Raw genomic sequence first — 16,040 nt, 5'->3', positions numbered from 1 at the left:
GGCGGCACCACCCGAAGGGGTCGTCAATGCACTCGACCGGGACGCTGCGGCACGGTCGGTTGCCGACAGCGACGATGCTCGGATCGGGCCTCACCCACTTCGGATGAGCTCGGTTTCGAACCTGACGAAATCGTCAACTCCGGTCCTACGCTCGCGCCGTGTCCAGCCCCGCGATCGGTCGCGTCGACCGGCGAAAGGCCCGTACCCGGGCCGCGCTGATCGCCGCCGGGCAACGGATCCTGGCCGACCGCGGGACCACCGAGGTGGCCGTGCAGGACATCACCGACGAGGCCGGCGTCGGCCTCGGATCGTTCTACAACCACTTCACGACCAAGTCCGAGCTGTTCGAGGCGGCCGTGTTCGACCTGCTCGACGCGTTCGCCGCCGGTATCGACGCGGCCCGGGCTGACGTGCAGGATCCGGCCGAACTGGTCGCGATCGGCATTCGCTCGACCTGCCGGCTGGCCGCCACCCGGCCGGCCGTGGCCCGGGTGCTGGTGTTGACCGGTCCCGAGTTCCTGGTGGCCGACCGGGGTCTGGCCCCGCTGGCCAGCCGGGACCTGCGGCAGGGGCTGGCGTCGGGCCGGTTCACCCTGGCCCGTCCGGCCCTGGCCCTGGCCGTCGTCGGTGGCAGCGTGCTGGCCTTCCTGCAGATGCGGCTGACCGCGGACGGGAGCGGCTCGGTCACCGACGCCGACGCCGACCTGCTGGCCGCGACCCTGCTCACCACCCTGGGCCTGCCGGCCGCCGAGGCGGCCGAGATCGCCCACCGACCCCTGCCCGTCCTCGATCCGCCGCCCGGACCCACACCCCAAGGAGAACCTTCATGACCGCACCCCGCCTCGGCCGCGCCGACGGGCGCCCCAACGTCCTGCTGATCACCACCGGCGAGGAGCGCTACACGCTGCCCAAACTGGACGGCTTCACCCTGCCGGCCCGGGACTGGCTGCACCAGCGCGGCACCAGCTTCGACGACTACTACGTCGCCTCGGCGATGTGCAGCTCGTCGCGTTCGGTGATGTATACCGGGCAGCACGTCACCAGCACCATGATCTTCGACAACGACAACATGCCCTACATCCGCCCGCTCGATCCGGGCATGGCCACCCTGGGCACGATGATGCAGGCGGCCGGCTACTACACCGCCTACCAGGGCAAGTGGCACCTGTCCAACGCCTACCGCACCCCGCAGAACCCGGGGGAGACGTCGAAGGCGTTGCAGCCGTACGGGTTCACCGAGTTCAACGACTGGGGCGACATCGACGGCGGGGCGTGGGCCGGGCTCAAGGTGGACCCGGTGATCGCCGGGCAGGCGGTGCGCTGGCTCCGGGACAAGGCCCCGGTCGTGGCGCGCGACCAGCCCTGGTTCATGACCGTCAACTTCGTCAATCCGCACGACATCATGAGCTACGACTACGGCAGCACCCGCTCGATCACCCCGCCGCCGAACCTGGCCGAGGCGGTCAAGGTCAAGCCGCCGGCGGAAACGCCGCTGTACAGCAAGGTCTGGGACATCGACGTGCCGGACAACGCCGGCGACGACCTGTCCGGCGCCCCGCAGGCCGTGCGCGAGTACGCCGGGCTGGCCGACGCGATGTTCGGCCCGGTGGTCGACCCGCAGGACTGGCGGCTGGGCCTGAACTTCTACGTCAACTGCATCCGCGACGTCGACCGCAGCGTCTCCCTGGTGCTGGACGCCCTGGTCGCGTCCGGGCAGGCCGACCGCACGGTGGTCGTGTTCACCAGCGACCACGGCGAGCTGGCCGGTTCGCACGGGCTGCGGCAGAAGGGAAACCTGGTCTACGACGAGAACTTCCACGTTCCGCTGGTCATCGTGCACCCGGACATCCCGGGCGGCGGCCGCACCCAGGCGCTCGGCTCGGCGGTCGACCTTGCGCCGACCATCCTGCACCTGGCCGGGGTCGACCCGGACGAGCTGCGGGGCGAGTTCGACGGCCTGGGCGGTCATTCGCTGGTGCCGGCGCTGGCCGACGGCGCCCAGGTGCGCGACGGCGTGCTGACCGCGGTGGAATCGGTGCTGACCCTGGACGCCGACTTCTGGCGGGCCTTCGGCCAGGCCGATGCGCCGGCCCGAATCCAGTCCGGCGAGCTGCGACCGGACTGGCACAAGCGCGGCTTCCTGCGCGGCTACACCGACAACCGGTACTCCTTCGGGCGCTACTTCTCGCCGCTGGCGCCGAACCGCCCGCGCACCGTCGACGAGCTGCTGGCCGCCAACGACGTGGTGCTCTACGACCGGGTCACCGACCCGGGGGAGACCCGCAACCTGGCCACCGACCCGACCCAACGGGAGCTGGTGGCCACCTACCTGGCCAAGTTGGAGGCGCTGATCGACGCCGAGATCGGCCGGGACGACCAGCCTTGGATCACCGAGAAGCCGTTGCTGCTGGGCGCGCCCAAGTGGCGCGGCGACAGCTGAGGAACATCTGGAGCGGGCGACGAGAATCGAACTCGCGCTATCAGCTTGGGAAGCTGAAGTTCTGCCACTGAACTACGCCCGCAAAGGCCCGTTCACTATACCCGGAGCCGGACCGCCCACGGACCGGCTCCGGGTCACCGGCGAATCGGGCCGCGGACCAGTTCGGCCCGCCAGCGCTCGCCGGGCAGTTCCTCGACGTGGCGAGCGACCACCCCGTCGACCTCCAGGGCCCGCAGATCGTCCCGGGTCAACGGGAACGGGGGCGGTGCGGTGACCGCGCCGGTGGCGCGGAAGGAGACGACCAGCAGGGTGCCGCCGGGGGCGAGCAGCGAGACGACCCCGCGGGCGGCCTGCCGGCGCGGCGGGTCGGGCATGGCCTGCAGGGTGAAGATCTCGACGACCAGATCGAACGCGCCGACCAGGTCGGCCGGCAGGTCCAGCAGGTCGGCCACCCGGTAGTCGACGGCCGAGTCCGGATAGCGGGCACCCGCCGCACCGATCGCGGCGGGCGAGAGGTCGAAGCCGGTGGTCGCCCACCCCCGGGCGGCCAGGAACTCGGCGTCCGCGCCCAGCCCGCAGCCGACCACACAGGCCCGGCCGGGCGGCTGCCGGCCGGCCCACCCGGTGAACCAGTCCAGCAGCAGTGGCTGCGGATCCGTGCGGTTCCACGGCATGTCGATGACGCCGGCGGCGCCCTCGGCGTAGAGCTGGTCGAACCATCCGGTTGGTCGCCCCTCGGCGTACGCCTGCCCGGCCAGCTGATCGGCGCGCCGCGCCCAGTCACGATCGGTCACCCGGCCGAACCTACGCCGGTGGTCATGGTGGCCTCGCCCGCTCGTTCGCTTAGAGTGATCCGGCGGTCACGGTCGGCCGCGTGATGCCCAGTGGGAGGGCCCGTGAGCACCCGGCTGAGCAGCGCCACGCATCCGGTGATCGTTGAGATCAACACCTGGCCGTGGCTGAACCGGCTGAGCCGGCTGAGGCGGGGGGCCGGGGCGCCGATCGAGCTGGGCACGGTCCCTGACCAGGCCTGGGACGAGCTGGCCGCACCCGGTGTCGACGCCGTCTGGCTGATGGGCGTGTGGCGGCGCAGCCCGGCCGGGGTGGCGATCGCGCTGGCCAACCCCGACCTGACCGCGTCCTTCGGCGCCGCGCTGCCGGACTGGACACCCGCCGACGTCGCCGGGTCGCCGTACTGCATCCGTGAGTACGTCGTCGACGAGCAGCTGGGCGGGCCGGCCGGGCTGGCCGCCGCCCGCGCCGCGCTGGCCGACCGCGGCGTCGGCCTGATCCTGGATTTCGTGCCCAACCACGTCGCACCGGACCACCCCTGGGTGACCGGCCGGCCCGAGCTGTTCGTCGCCGGCACCGACGCCGACCTCGAGCGGGACCCGGCCGCGTTCGTCCGGGTGGGCCAGCGCGTCCTGGCCAACGGGCGCGACCCCTACTTCCCGGCCTGGCCGGACGTCGTGCAGCTCGACGCCTTCGCGCCCGCGTTGCGGGCCACCGTCATCGACACCCTGGACGCGATCGCCGCGCAGTGCGACGGGGTGCGCTGCGACATGGCGATGCTGATGATGAACGAGATCTTCGCCCGCACCTGGGGCGAGCGGGTCGGGCCGGCGCCGGCGGCCGACTACTGGCCGACCGTCATCCCGGCCGTGCGGGAGCGTCATCCCGGATTCCGATTCCTGGCCGAGGCCTACTGGGACACCGAGTGGGCGCTGCAGCAGCAGGGTTTCGACTTCTGCTACGACAAACGACTCTACGACCGGCTGGTGCACGGGCCGGCCGAGCAGGTGCGGGCCCACCTGAGCGCCGACCTGGACTACCAGAACAAGCTGGTCCGGTTCGTGGAGAACCACGACGAGCCGCGGGCCGCCGCCGTGTTCGGGGACGAGCGGGCGCCGGTGACGGCGGTGGCCGCGCTGACCCAGGCCGGGGCGCGGCTGATCCACGACGGGCAGGCGCAGGGCTGGCGCACCCAGCTGCCGGTGTTCCTGGGTCGCTACCCCGACGAACCCACCGACGAGGGGTTGGCTGCGTCCGCGCGGGCCCTGCTCGAGGTGCTGGCCGATCCGACGTTCCACACCGGCCGGTGGCGGCTGGCCGAGCGTGCCGGCTGGCCCGGCTCCGGCTTTGAGAACCTGGTCGCCTGGTGCTGGGAGGGCCCCACCCGCTGGCTGGTCGTGGTCAACCTGAGCGGGCTGGCCGTCACCGGGCGGGTCCGGTTGCCCCTGGACGGCCTGGGCGGCCACATGTGGCGGCTGGTCGACCCGACCCACGACGTGACCTACGAGCGCAACGGGCACGACCTGGTGGACGGGCTGTTCGTCCGGCTCGGCCCGTGGGACTGGCACCTGCTTCGTATCGACCGGTCCCACGGCTGACCAGGCGGGCGCATAGAGTGCCCGCATGCTGCTGTCCGACCGGGACCTTCTGGCCGAGATCGAGGCCGGGTCACTCGCCCTGGACCCGTTCGACGCCTCGCTCGTCCAGCCCTCCAGCATCGACGTCCGGCTGGACCGGTTCTTCCGGGTGTTCAACAACTCGCGCTACACCCACATCGACCCCAAGGTCCAGCAGGACGACCTGACCAGCCTGGTCGAGGTTGACGACGAGGACGCGTTCGTGCTGCATCCGGGCGAGTTCGTGCTCGGCTCGACGTTCGAACGGGTGACCCTGTCCGACTCGCTGGCCGGTCGGCTGGAGGGCAAGTCGTCCCTGGGGCGGCTGGGCCTGCTGACCCATTCGACCGCCGGGTTCATCGACCCCGGCTTCACCGGGCACATCACCCTGGAGCTGTCGAACGTCGCCAACCTGCCGATCACCCTGTGGCCGGGGATGAAGATCGGCCAGCTGTGCCTGTTCCGGCTCACTTCGCCGGCCCTGCACCCGTATGGCTCGGCCGAGGCCGGCTCCCGCTACCAGGGGCAACGCGGCCCCACGCCGTCGCGGGCCCACCTCAACTTCCGGGCGGACGACACCCGGCGCTGACCTCGGGCGCCGCCAGCTCGGCGGCGCGCCGGGTGAACACCTTTCGTTCGCCGGCGTTGCGGGTCAGCTCGGCGGCCCGGTGGAAGTGCTGCGCGGCCTCGCCGTGATTCCCCGAGCGGGCTAGCAGGTCGCCGCGGACGGCGTGCGCCAGCGGGTAGTCGCCCAGCTCGCCCCGGTTCACGGCGGCGTCGAGGACGGCCAGTCCGGCCGCCGGACCGTCCGCCATCCCCACCGCGACGGCCCGGTTCAGCTCGACCACCGGTGAGGGCCACACATGAGCCAGGACGACGTACAACGAGGCGATTCGGGCCCAGTCGGTGTCCTGCGCCCGGGTCGCCCGGGCGTGACAGGCGGCGATCGCGGCCTGCAGGGTGTACGGCCCGATCGGCTTGGACAGGGACTCGGCCCGCTGCAGGGCGGCCAGGCCGCGGCGGATCAGCAACCGGTCCCACGCGCGCCGGTCCTGGTCGGCCAGCAGGACCGGTTCCCCTTCGCGTCCGGTCCGGGCCGCGGTTCTGGACGCCTGGATCTCCATCAGGGCGACGAGCCCGTGCACCTCCGGCTCGTCCGGCACCATCCCGGCGAGCACCCGGCCCAGCCGCAAGGCCTCCTCGCACAGCGCCGGCCGCATCCAGTCGTCCCCGGACGAGGCCGAGTACCCCTCGTTGAAGATCAGGTAGATGACCTCGAGGACCGAGGCCAGCCGATCGGCCATCGCCGCCGGGTCGGGCAGCTCGAAGCGCACGGACTGCGCGGCGAGCGTCCGTTTGGCGCGGACGATCCGGGCGGCCGCGGTGGCGGTGCTCACCAGGTAGGCCCGACCGATCTCCTGGGTGGACAGACCGCACAGGCAGCGCAGGGTCAGGGCGACCCGGGATTCGGTGGACAGGGCCGGGTGGGCCGCGGTGAAGATCAGCCGCAGCAGGTCGTCGCCGATGTGGTCGTCCAGCGCATCGTCGATCGCCCGGCCGATCTCGTCGGCCAGATCATGGCCGGGCTGTGCGCGGCCGATCGTCTCCAGTTTGCGCTGGTACACGATCCGGCGCCGGTGGGCGTCGATCGCCAACCGTTTGGCCGTGGTCATCAGCCACCCGGCCGGGTTGGCCGGGATGCCGCCGCTCGGCCACTGTTCCAGGGCGGTGACCAGCGCGTCCTGGGCGAGTTCCTCGGCCAGGCCCAGGTCGCCGGTGACCCGGGCCAGCCCGGCGATCAGCCGGGCCGACTCGATGCGCCACACCGCCTCGACGGCCTCCCGGGTGGCGGTGCTCACCCGTCGATCGAACCACTGCGGTCGGCCGACCGGCGCCCGGTCAGGCCGGCGGGCCGAAGTCCTCCGGGCCCATCACCTTGACCACGTCGGCCTGACCGCTCCATCCGGGCCACCGGTCCGCGTGCAGCTGCATGAACCGGGTCGACCATTCGACCGCCTCGGCCTGGCTGCGGACCTGGTAGAGCGCGTAGCTGATGAACTCCTTGGCCTCGGCGAACGGGCCGTCGGTGACGCTGAGCTGCCCGCCGGCGACCTGGACCCGGGCGGAGCCGGCGCGCGGCATCAGGCCGGCGGTGTCGAGCAGCACCCCGGCGGCGGTCGCCTCCGCGCCGAGATTCATGATCGCCTCCATCAATTCCGGGGGCGGCGGGGTGCCGGGCTGGGTTCCCGTGAGCAGGACGAGGTAGCGCATTGCTGACTCCTTGGCTGGTGGCTGGTGGGTGAGTGGGTGTGTGCGCTAGCTGTTGTATCCAGGGACATTGGTGACACGCCGGGTCGGCTGGTTGCGGGCATGAGGGAGGGTCCCCTTGGTGAGGTGTGAAGCGACCAAGCAAACACGCCGAACCAGGAGGACCCTCGTGGCCCACCGTAACGCCCCGCTGACCCCCGAGGGACGCCGACGCCTGTGCCAGCGCGTCGACGCCGGTCGGCCGATCTGTCACGTCGCCGCCGAGGCCGGCGTGGCCCGGCAAACCCTGGCCAAGTGGCACGCCCGCTGGAAGGCCGACGGTCCGGCCGGCCTGCAGGACCGCTCGTCGCGCCCGGTGTCCTCACCCGGCCAGGTCGACGCCCAGGTCGAGGACGTCGTGGAGTATCTGCGGCGGCACCTCAAGCTCGGTCCGGTGATGCTGGCCGCGGAGCTGCGCGAGTTCGGGATCACGCTGGCGCCGTCGACGATCCACCGGGTCCTGGTGCGCCGGGGCATCTCTCGCCTGCGGCACCTGGACGTCACCGGCCATCAGCTGCGGGAACCGGTCCGCCGGTACGAGTGGGCCGCGCCCGGTGACCTGATCCACGTCGATGTGAAGAAGATCGGCCGCATCCCCGACGGCGGCGGCTGGCGAATCCACGGCCGGGGCAACGACGCCCACCGAGCCTCCCAGCGGGGTCAGCGACCCGGGTACGCGTTCCTGCACACCGCGATCGATGACCGGTCCCGGCTGGCCTACACCGAAGAACTGGCCGACGAGAAGTCCGTGACCGCGGCCGGTTTCTGGGCCCGCGCGGTCGAGTTCTTCGCCGCGCACGGCATCGAGAGGATCCACCGGGTGCTGACCGACAACGGTTCCTGCTACCGCGGCAAGGACTTCAACACCGCTCTGGGGGCCACGGTCCACAAGTACACCCGACCGTACCGACCGCAGACCAACGGAAAGGTCGAGCGGTACCACCGGACCCTGGCCCGGGAATGGGCCTACCGCCAGGCCTGGTCCTGCAACGACGAACGAGCCGCCGCCCTGGCCGGGTTCGTGCACCGCTACAACTACCATCGGCCGCACACCGCGCTGAAGGGCAAACCGCCCGCCTACCGCACGCCAGCCGTTACCAACCTGTCCGGGCTCAACAGCTAGCGGGACCTGGCGGCGACCGTCCGGTACTGGTCGATCGCGACCATCGTCATCCAGGTCCACACCAGCACGACGGCGCCAACGAACGCCAGCGTGGCCACCGGGGCGCCGCCGCTGCCGGCCAGGGCCAGGAAGGCAGCCAGGAAGACGATGCCGGTGATCGCCGAGAAGGCTGCGAAGACCGGCCGGCGTTCCTTGCGGTACCGCGCCGCCATCAGCGTGCAGGCGATGGCCAGGCAGGTGAAGCCGATCCCGCCGGCGGCCAGATGCACCAGCCCGGTCCAGGACGGGACCGACCCGGCCGGGGACCCGACCGGGAACCCGGCGACCGGGTCCGCGCGGAAGAGACCGGCGGTGATCATGCTGACGCCGAAGACGCCGATCAATCGCGGGACCCAGGTCGCGCCCGGCCCGCGGCCCAGCGCACGATCCAGGCCGACCGCGAAGGCGATCACCATCAGGCCGGTGAGGATGAAGTTGGCGACCTGGATCCAGCCCCAGTCGCCGTTGGCCAGCAGGCTCCAGGAATGACGGCTCAGCTCGAAGCCGTGCCGGGTCAGCGCCTGGGCCAGCGCCACCGCGACGTAGAACGGCCCGGCGATGACGCCGTAGCCCAGCAGGGACTTGGTGATCCGGTCGGCCGGGGGGCAGGTCGGGCTGGTCGAGTGGGTGGCGGTGGGCCAGGGTGCGGTCATGTCGATCTCCTCGGGTGTGGCCGGAGCAGGGTGCGGCCGGCTGGTCACCACCTCTACGAACGGTCCGGCGGCCGATCGACACCGGCGGGAGAGTTTTTTCGGCTCCGGCCGGACCGCGGTGCGGTCGCCACGGACCGGTCGGCGAGCAAGGAAGTGGACCGCGTGATCATCCGGAGAGGTTCGTGCCGCAGGATGTGAACACAGGCACGCGACGGCGGCGCACGGCAGCCGGAACGGGACCGTAAGTGAGCGGTGGATAACATTCACCGTCGGGCGGCCGCGATCGCCGAGGTGTTCAGGGAGAGGGACCTGCCGATGATGTGGTGGTCGTGGGTGCTCGGGCTGATCGCGGTGGCGTTCATCGTGGTCGGTTTCGGCATGCTGATCCGGGCCGGGGTGCAGATGTTCGCGCATGTCCGGTTGGGGGCGCCGGATCCGCATCGGGCCGGTCCGGTCGGGGCGCGGCTGAGGACCTTGGTCAAGGAGTTCCTGGGGCATACCCGGATGCTCAAGTGGGGCTGGGTCGGGGTCGCGCACTGGTTCGTGATGATCGGGTTCGGCGCGCTGTTTTTGACGTTGGTGCAGGCGGTCGGGGAAACGTTCGATCCGGAGTTCGAGATTCCCTGGCTGGGTTATCAGGCCTGGTACGGGTTGTTCGTCGAGTTGATCGCGCTGACCACGGTGCTGGGCATCGGGTATCTGATCGTGGTCCGGCAGCTGAATCATCCGCGGCGGGTCGAGCGGGTTTCCCGGTTCCAGGGGTCGAATTTCGGGCAGGCGTATTTCGTCGAGTCGGTGATCCTGAGCATCGGGGTGCTGATCTTCCTGATCCGTGGGTTTGCCTCGGCTAACGGGTTCCTGCCGTATCCGACGTGGGCGGCGCCGATCTCGACGTGGTTGGGGTCGTGGTTGCCGGCGTGGCCGGCGGCGGTGTCGGTGGCTGCGTTGGTCAAGGTGATCGTGTCGATGGTGTGGGCGATCGTGATCGCCCGGAATCTGTCGATGGGGGTGGCCTGGCACCGGTTCCTGGCGTTCTTCAACATTTACTTCAAGCGTGAGGACGACGGGTCGACCGCGTTGGGTGCGTTGCGGCCGATGCTTTCCGGTGGTGAGGTGCTCAACCTGGAGGAGGCCGACCCGGAGGTCGACACGTTCGGCGTGGGCAAGGTCGAGGACTTCTCCTGGAAGGGCTGGTTGGACTTCGCGACGTGCACCGAGTGCGGGCGTTGCCAGTCGCAGTGCCCGGCGTGGAACACGGCCAAGCCGCTGTCGCCGAAGCTGCTGGTGCTCTCGCTGCGGGACCATTCGTTCGCCAAGGCGCCGTACCTGGCCGCGGGTGGGGGCACCGCCCCGGACGGGGCGGAGAAGATGGGTGAGGCGGAGTTGGCGGCGTTCGCCCACGCTGATCCGTTGGCGATGCTGGAGGCGGGCCGGCCGTTGGTCGGTGGCCCGGACGTCGACGCCGACGGGAACCAGATCGGTGGGGTGATCGATCCGGGGATCTTGTGGGACTGCACGTCGTGCGGGGCGTGTGTGGAGCAGTGTCCGGTGGACATCGAGCATGTCGATCACATCGTGGACATGCGCCGCTACCAGGTGATGATCGAGTCGGAGTTCCCCTCGGAGCTGGGCGGGTTGTTCCGGAACCTGGAGAACAAGGGCAATCCGTGGGGGCAGAACAGCAAGGACCGGATGGCCTGGGCCAAGGACCTGCCGTTCGAGGTGCCGGTGGTGACCGACACGATCGACCCGGATCACGAGTACCTGTTCTGGGTCGGCTGCGCCGGCGCGTTCGACGATCGGGCCAAGAAGACGACCCGGGCGGTGGCCGAGTTGATGCACATGGCCGCGGTCGGGTTCGCGGTGCTGGGCACCGAGGAGACCTGCACCGGTGATCCGGCGCGGCGGGCGGGCAACGAGTTCCTGTTCCAGATGCTGGCCCAGGCCACGGTCGAGACGATCAACACCGCGTTCGGGGACCGGGCGACCCGCAAGATCGTGGTGACCTGCCCGCACTGCTTCAACACCCTGGGCAACGAGTACGGCGACCTGGGTGGGCATTACGAGGTCATCCACCACACCCAGCTGCTCAACAAGCTGGTCCGGGACCGGCGGCTGGTGCCCAAGAAGCCGGCCGCTTCGCGGGACGTGACCTACCACGACCCGTGTTACCTGGGCCGGCACAACAAGGTCTACACGCCGCCACGGGAATTGATCGGCGCGACCGGGGTCACCCTGGCCGAGATGCCGCGCAACAGCGCCCGGTCGTTCTGCTGCGGGGCCGGCGGCGCGCGGATGTGGATGGAGGAGAAGACCGGCAAGCGGATCAACCTGGAACGCACGGACGAGGCGTTGGCCACCGGCGCGGACACCATCGTCACCGGCTGCCCGTTCTGCCGGGTCATGCTCACCGACGGCCTGACCGCCCGGCAGAACACCCCGACCGAGACCACCCCCGCCGACGTGGCCGACGTGGAGGTCATGGACGTCGCCCAGATGCTGCTGGCCGGCATCAAGGGCCAGGACTGACCACCCCCCCGCCCGGCTCCGGCTGCCCTCGGCGCCCGGGGGCGGGGCCGCGCTGATCCAAGTGCCGATCTGGGTGGTGTTTCGTCCGGTTTTCTGGTCCTTCGATCAGCGCGCCCAGCGAAGGGGGGCGGCTGGGGCTGGGGCGGGCGGGGCGGGCGGGGCCGAGGCGGGCCCCGGGGTCAGGCCGGCTCGCCGACCGGGTCGGCCAGCCGCTGCAGCATGGCCGTCTTGATGGCCGGGCGCAGGCCGAAGACCAGCAGGAAGCCGGACTCGCGGTAGAGCCGTCCGGCGTGCTCGTCGGCCAGCACCGAACGGCTGCCGGTTTGCACCATCAGCCGGGCCGCGGCCCGGGACGCGAGCAGGCTGGCCTCGGCCCGGGCGGTCGGCACCTGCTCGCCGGCCGCGGTGAGCAGCCGCAGCCGGGCCTGGGCGATGTCCGAGACGAGGTCCTCGGCCTCCAGCAGGCGGGCGCAGCGCCCGGCCACGCCGAGGGCCAGGAAGCCGTTCATCACCGAGCCCTGCGCCTCGGCGGCGACGAACGAGGCGAACGGTTCGGTGTGCCCGAGCCGGTCGTCCGGCACGAAGTGCCCGGTGAACCGCAGGGACACCGTCCGGCTGGCCTGCACGGCCATCAACTCGGACGGCTCGGCCACCAGGGTGGGCGATGACCGGGCGTCGATCAGGAAGAAGTGCAGCAGGCCGCGCTCGTCGACCCCACCGACCAGCAGGATGTCGATGAGCTCCCACCCGGTCACCCAGGCCGACTCGCCGGTCAGGGTGTAACCGCCGGGCACCTTGGTGACCCGGATCAGGTGCGGACGGGCCATGGCCAGCCCGGCCCGTACCTGCCCGGCGGCCATGGGACCGAGCCAGCGGTCCCGGAAGTCGGGCTGGGCGACGGTGGCGACGGCCATCAGCGGGGCCAGGTGCTGCAACCAGACGAAGGTGGTCGTCAGGCAGCCCCCGGCCAGCGCGGCGATGACGTCGGTCAGGACCGGGAAGCCGGCCCGGCCCAGACCGCCGAACTCGACCGGGGCCGGCAGGCCGTAGAAACCGTGGTCGGCCAGCAGGTTCAAGTGGTTGGGCGGCACCCGGTCCAGCCGCTCGACGGCCGGCGCGGCCGGGAACAGTTCGTCGTCGGCGATGCGCTGCGCCGTGAGGACCCATTCGCTGTCAGCTGCCGGCATTCGCATCATGGTGTCAACTTTGGCAAGGATTCGAATGGTTCTTGGGAGTGACACGTTGCGCCAAAGGCGTGATATTCCGCTCACTGTCCGGGCTCTGGGACAGTGATGAGGTGTATGTCGGGATCCTGGGCCCGCTCCAGGTGCAGGCGGGCGACGGGCCGGTGCCGATCGCCGGTACCCGGCTGCGCGCGCTGCTGACCCGGCTGGCCGTGGCCGCCCCGGAGCCGGTGTCGGTCGCCGAGCTGGTGCAGGCCCTCTGGCCGGGTGAGCCGCCCGGGGACCCGACGAATGCGTTGCAGTCGTTGGTGTCCCGGGTGCGGCGGGCCTTGGGCGACGCGGCCCGCATCGAACAGGTGCCCGGCGGGTACCGGCTGACCGTCGAGGGCGCCGAGGTCGACGCCGCCGTGTTCGGCGAGCTGGTCGCGACCGGGCGCCGGGAGCTGCAGCGGGACCGACCTGCGCAGGCCCAGGATCTGCTCACCCGGGCCCTGTCCCTGTGGCGGGGTGAGCCGCTCGCCGACGCGGCGGACGGCCCCTACGCGACGGCGACCCGGGCCCGGCTGCAGGAGCTGCGACTGGATGCCCAGGTCGACCTGATCGAGGCGCAGCTGCGGCTGGGCCGGTCGGCCGACGTGATCGCCGACCTGGAACAGCTGGTGGCGACCCACCCGCTGCGCGAGCGGTTGGCCGCCCAGCTGATGCGCGCCCTGGCCGCGACCGGCCGTCAGGCCGACGCCCTGGCCGTCTACGAACGGCTGCGCGACCGGCTGGCCGGCGAGCTCGGGGTCGACCCGGGCGCGGACACCCAGTCGGTGCACCTGGCCGTGCTGCGCGGTGAGATCGCCGCCGAACCGGCCGTGGCCCCCGCGGCGAACAACCCGTTGCGGCGCCGGACCAACCTGCGGGCCCCGCTGACCCGGCTGATCGGGCGCGATGCCCAGGTTCGGCGGATCACCGACCTGCTGGCCGACGGGCGGCTGGTGACGGTGGTAGGTCCGGGCGGGGCCGGCAAGACGCGGCTGGCCCAGGAGGTGGGCCGGACCGACGCCGCTGCTCGCCCGGACGGGGTATGGCTGGTCGAGCTGGCCTCGGTGACCGAGCCGAAGGGCATCGGGCCGGCGATGATCGGGGCCCTGGGCCTGCTGGACACCCGGGCGGTGGACCGGCGCAGCGATCGGGCGGCCCGAGATTCGATCGAGTACCTGATCGACGTGCTCGCCGAGGCCGACTGCCTGCTGGTGCTGGACAACTGCGAGCACCTGGTCGCGGCCGTCGCCGACCTGGTCGATGCGCTGCTGGCGGCCAGCCCGCGGCTGCGGGTGCTGGCCACCAGCCGGGAGCCGTTGGGCATCGTCGGCGAGTCGTTGTGCCTGGTGCCGCCGCTGGGCCTGCCACCGGTTGGCGCGACGGCGGCCGAGGCGGCCGGTTATCCGGCGGTCCGCCTGCTGGTCGAGCGCGGGCATGCGGTGACCTCCGAGTTCGAGGTGAGCCCGGCCACCGTCGAGGCCGTCGTGGAGATCGTCCGGCGGCTGGACGGTCTGCCGCTGGCCATCGAGCTGGCCGCCGCGCGGCTGCGGGTGATGCCGGTCGGCGAGATCGCGGCGCGGCTCTCGGACCGGTTCCGCCTGCTCACCGGGGGGAGCCGGACCGCCCTGCCCCGGCACCGGACCCTGCGGGCGGTGGTCGAGTGGAGCTGGGAGTTGTTGCGCCCCGCGGAGCGGCTGCTGGCCGAGCGGCTCGCCGTCTTCCCGGCCGGCGCCACCCCGGCCGCGGCCGCCGCGGTCTGCGGCGACGCCCGGTTGCCCGGGACCGACGTCGCCGACCTGATGCTCTCGCTGGTCGACAAGTCGTTGCTCACCGTCACCGGCGGGTCGGTCGTGCGGTACCGGATGCTGGAGACGATCCGCGAGTACGGGGTGGAGCGGCTGGCCGACCGGGGCGAGGCGGCCGCGGCCCGGGCGGCGCACGCCCGGTACTACGCCGCACTCGCGGGCCGGACCGATCCGCTGCTGCGGACGGGGGAGCAGCTGGCCGCCATCGCCGCCCTCAACGACGAGCGCGACAACATCGTCGCCGCCGTTCACTACCTGGCCGATTCGGCCGACCCGGCCGATCGCCGGGCCGCTCTGGCGCTGGTGCTGCACATGTCCTGGTACTGGCAGATGACCGGGGCGACGGCGGAGGCCTCCGGGTTGCTGGCCGTGGCGATGGCCGCGACCGCCGACGACGAGCAGGATCCGCTCCGGCCCTGGGCGCAGGCATTGCTCACCCTGGTCGACACGTTCGCCGGCGTGGGCGCGAGCTCGGCGATGGCGGATTTCCGGGCCGAGTCCGGACGGATCGCCCGGGCCCTGCTGACCGCGGGACCGCCGCCCTCCTCGTGGTTCGCCATGGTGCCCACGATGCTGGCCCTGTTCGCCAACGACGCCGACCTGGTCGCCCAGGCGGCCGCGTCGAGCTGGGCGACCGATCCGTGGACGCGGGCCGCGCTGGCCATGGGCCGGGCCCTGTTCGCCGAGAACGAGGGACGCCCGGCCGACATGCGGGCCGACATCGACCTCGCGCTGGCCGGCTTCGAGGCGATCGGCGACCGCTGGGGCCAGTCGTCGGTGCTTTCCAGCCGCGGCAACCTGCGGGCCACGAGCGGCGACATCGACGGTGGCATCGCCGACTACGAGCGGGCGCTGACCCTGTCCCGCGAGCTGGGGGCGGCCGAGGACGAGGCGATGATCCAGCTCCGGCTGGCCGGCCTGCTGATGCGGGCCGGCGACCTGCGTCGGGCGCAGGATCTGGTCGCCCAGGTCCACGACCCGCTGGACGAGCGCACGCCCGGATTCGACCGGCGGCTGTTCGCGGCCGGCATGCAGGCGATGATCAGCCTGCTGGCCGGGGACCTGGCCGGCGCGCAGGCTCAGGCGACGCAGCTGCGCGGGGACTGGCAGCGGCGCGGCGCGGACCCTCTGCAGAGTCATGCGGTGGCGTTCGTCGTCGCCGCGACCGCGGTGGTGGCCGTGCACGCCGGGGACGTGGACACCGCCGTCGCCGACGTGCGGACCGGTTACCCGATCGCCCTGCGCACCGAGGACATGCCGGTGGTGGCCACGCTGGGGGTGGCGGTGGCCTGGGTCGCCGCCGCCGTCGGCCATCCGGATCGGGCGGCGGTGGCCCTGGGTGCGTCGGCCCGGTTGCGCGGTAGCGACGATCCGGGGGATCCGGTGGTGGCCCGGCTGATCGCGCGCCTGCGCGGGGATCTCGGCGAGGCCTATGCCGAGCACTACGGCCGGGGCGGCGCGCTCACCCGGGCGGGCGCGGTCGAGGCCATCGACCCCGACCACGCCCTGGGCCGCTGAGCGG

General features: G+C 72.1%; 12 protein-coding genes and 1 tRNA gene. 7 read left to right on the top strand and 6 right to left on the bottom strand.

What is annotated here, in order from left to right; all coding sequences use genetic code 11:
- Positions 1 to 158 precede the first annotated feature (158 nt).
- A complete protein-coding gene (locus tag NAMU_RS26130; protein WP_015750342.1) occupies positions 159 to 830 on the top strand; it encodes a TetR/AcrR family transcriptional regulator in 672 nt (223 codons plus the stop codon).
- The gene (locus NAMU_RS26125) at positions 827 to 2,440 is read left to right on the top strand and encodes a sulfatase-like hydrolase/transferase (RefSeq protein ID WP_015750341.1); all 1,614 of its coding nucleotides are present in this window, start codon (positions 827 to 829) and stop codon (positions 2,438 to 2,440) included. Before NAMU_RS26130 ends, NAMU_RS26125 begins: the two co-directional genes overlap by 4 nt.
- Before the next feature lie 8 nt (positions 2,441 to 2,448).
- Here NAMU_RS26125 and NAMU_RS26120 read toward each other — a convergent pair.
- Both NAMU_RS26120 and NAMU_RS26115 read right to left on the bottom strand, forming a co-directional pair.
- Positions 2,449 to 2,522 (bottom strand) — tRNA-Gly (locus tag NAMU_RS26120).
- A gap of 52 nt (positions 2,523 to 2,574) precedes the next feature.
- Positions 2,575 to 3,234 (bottom strand): class I SAM-dependent methyltransferase, encoded by a 660-nt coding sequence (locus NAMU_RS26115; protein ID WP_015750340.1) that lies wholly within the window; start codon positions 3,232 to 3,234, stop codon positions 2,575 to 2,577.
- Positions 3,235 to 3,336: 102 nt separating this feature from the next.
- On the opposite strand from NAMU_RS26115, the gene NAMU_RS26110 reads away from it, so the two are divergent.
- Both NAMU_RS26110 and dcd read left to right on the top strand, forming a co-directional pair.
- On the top strand, positions 3,337 to 4,830 hold the full coding sequence (locus tag NAMU_RS26110) for an alpha-amylase family protein (protein ID WP_015750339.1): 1,494 nt from the start codon (positions 3,337 to 3,339) through the stop codon (positions 4,828 to 4,830).
- A gap of 25 nt (positions 4,831 to 4,855) precedes the next feature.
- Complete coding sequence (gene dcd, locus NAMU_RS26105) at positions 4,856 to 5,437, top strand: dCTP deaminase (protein WP_015750338.1); 582 nt, start codon at positions 4,856 to 4,858, stop codon at positions 5,435 to 5,437.
- Here the strand turns inward: dcd and NAMU_RS26100 are convergent.
- Both NAMU_RS26100 and NAMU_RS26095 read right to left on the bottom strand, forming a co-directional pair.
- Positions 5,406 to 6,707 carry an RNA polymerase sigma factor gene (locus NAMU_RS26100; RefSeq protein WP_015750337.1) on the bottom strand — a complete coding sequence of 434 codons (1,302 nt, stop codon included), beginning with the start codon at positions 6,705 to 6,707 and terminating at the stop codon, positions 5,406 to 5,408. The genes dcd and NAMU_RS26100 overlap by 32 nt on opposite strands.
- 40 nt (positions 6,708 to 6,747) lie before the next feature.
- Complete coding sequence (locus NAMU_RS26095; protein WP_015750336.1) at positions 6,748 to 7,119, bottom strand: YciI family protein; 372 nt, start codon at positions 7,117 to 7,119, stop codon at positions 6,748 to 6,750.
- 166 nt (positions 7,120 to 7,285) lie between these two features.
- On the opposite strand from NAMU_RS26095, the gene NAMU_RS26090 reads away from it, so the two are divergent.
- Positions 7,286 to 8,278, top strand: a complete 993-nt coding sequence (locus NAMU_RS26090) for an IS481 family transposase (protein WP_015750335.1) — start codon at positions 7,286 to 7,288, stop codon at positions 8,276 to 8,278.
- Here the strand turns inward: NAMU_RS26090 and NAMU_RS26085 are convergent.
- Complete coding sequence (locus NAMU_RS26085; RefSeq protein ID WP_015750334.1) at positions 8,275 to 8,970, bottom strand: DUF998 domain-containing protein; 696 nt, start codon at positions 8,968 to 8,970, stop codon at positions 8,275 to 8,277. The two genes, NAMU_RS26090 and NAMU_RS26085, sit on opposite strands and share 4 nt — an antisense overlap.
- A gap of 315 nt (positions 8,971 to 9,285) precedes the next feature.
- Between NAMU_RS26085 and NAMU_RS26080 the strand changes: the two genes are divergently transcribed.
- The gene (locus NAMU_RS26080; protein ID WP_015750333.1) at positions 9,286 to 11,499 is read left to right on the top strand and encodes a (Fe-S)-binding protein; all 2,214 of its coding nucleotides are present in this window, start codon (positions 9,286 to 9,288) and stop codon (positions 11,497 to 11,499) included.
- A 179-nt stretch (positions 11,500 to 11,678) separates the two neighbouring features.
- Here NAMU_RS26080 and NAMU_RS26075 read toward each other — a convergent pair whose 3' ends face one another.
- A complete protein-coding gene (locus tag NAMU_RS26075; RefSeq protein ID WP_041369472.1) occupies positions 11,679 to 12,686 on the bottom strand; it encodes an acyl-CoA dehydrogenase family protein in 1,008 nt (335 codons plus the stop codon).
- 110 nt (positions 12,687 to 12,796) lie between these two features.
- On the opposite strand from NAMU_RS26075, the gene NAMU_RS26070 reads away from it, so the two are divergent.
- A complete protein-coding gene (locus tag NAMU_RS26070) occupies positions 12,797 to 16,036 on the top strand; it encodes a BTAD domain-containing putative transcriptional regulator (RefSeq protein WP_052308092.1) in 3,240 nt (1,079 codons plus the stop codon).
- Positions 16,037 to 16,040 lie beyond the last annotated feature (4 nt).

It is taken from the genome of Nakamurella multipartita DSM 44233, from assembly GCF_000024365.1.
GTDB classification, from domain to species: Bacteria; Actinomycetota; Actinomycetes; order Mycobacteriales; family Nakamurellaceae; genus Nakamurella; species Nakamurella multipartita.
Note: the sequence above shows the minus strand (reverse complement) of the source record. Positions and strands in the feature narration are given on the sequence as shown.

Excerpts from the sequence above, each read along its gene's own strand:
- NAMU_RS26125 (WP_015750341.1), top strand. The coding sequence starts at position 827 with ATGACCGCACCCCGCCTCGGCCGCGCCGACGGGCGCCCCAACGTCCTG.
- dcd (WP_015750338.1), top strand. The coding sequence starts at position 4,856 with ATGCTGCTGTCCGACCGGGACCTTCTGGCCGAGATCGAGGCCGGGTCA.
- NAMU_RS26095 (WP_015750336.1), bottom strand. The coding sequence starts at position 7,119 with ATGCGCTACCTCGTCCTGCTCACGGGAACCCAGCCCGGCACCCCGCCG.
- NAMU_RS26085 (WP_015750334.1), bottom strand. The coding sequence starts at position 8,970 with ATGACCGCACCCTGGCCCACCGCCACCCACTCGACCAGCCCGACCTGC.
- NAMU_RS26080 (WP_015750333.1), top strand. The coding sequence starts at position 9,286 with ATGATGTGGTGGTCGTGGGTGCTCGGGCTGATCGCGGTGGCGTTCATC.
- NAMU_RS26075 (WP_041369472.1), bottom strand. The coding sequence starts at position 12,686 with ATGCCGGCAGCTGACAGCGAATGGGTCCTCACGGCGCAGCGCATCGCC.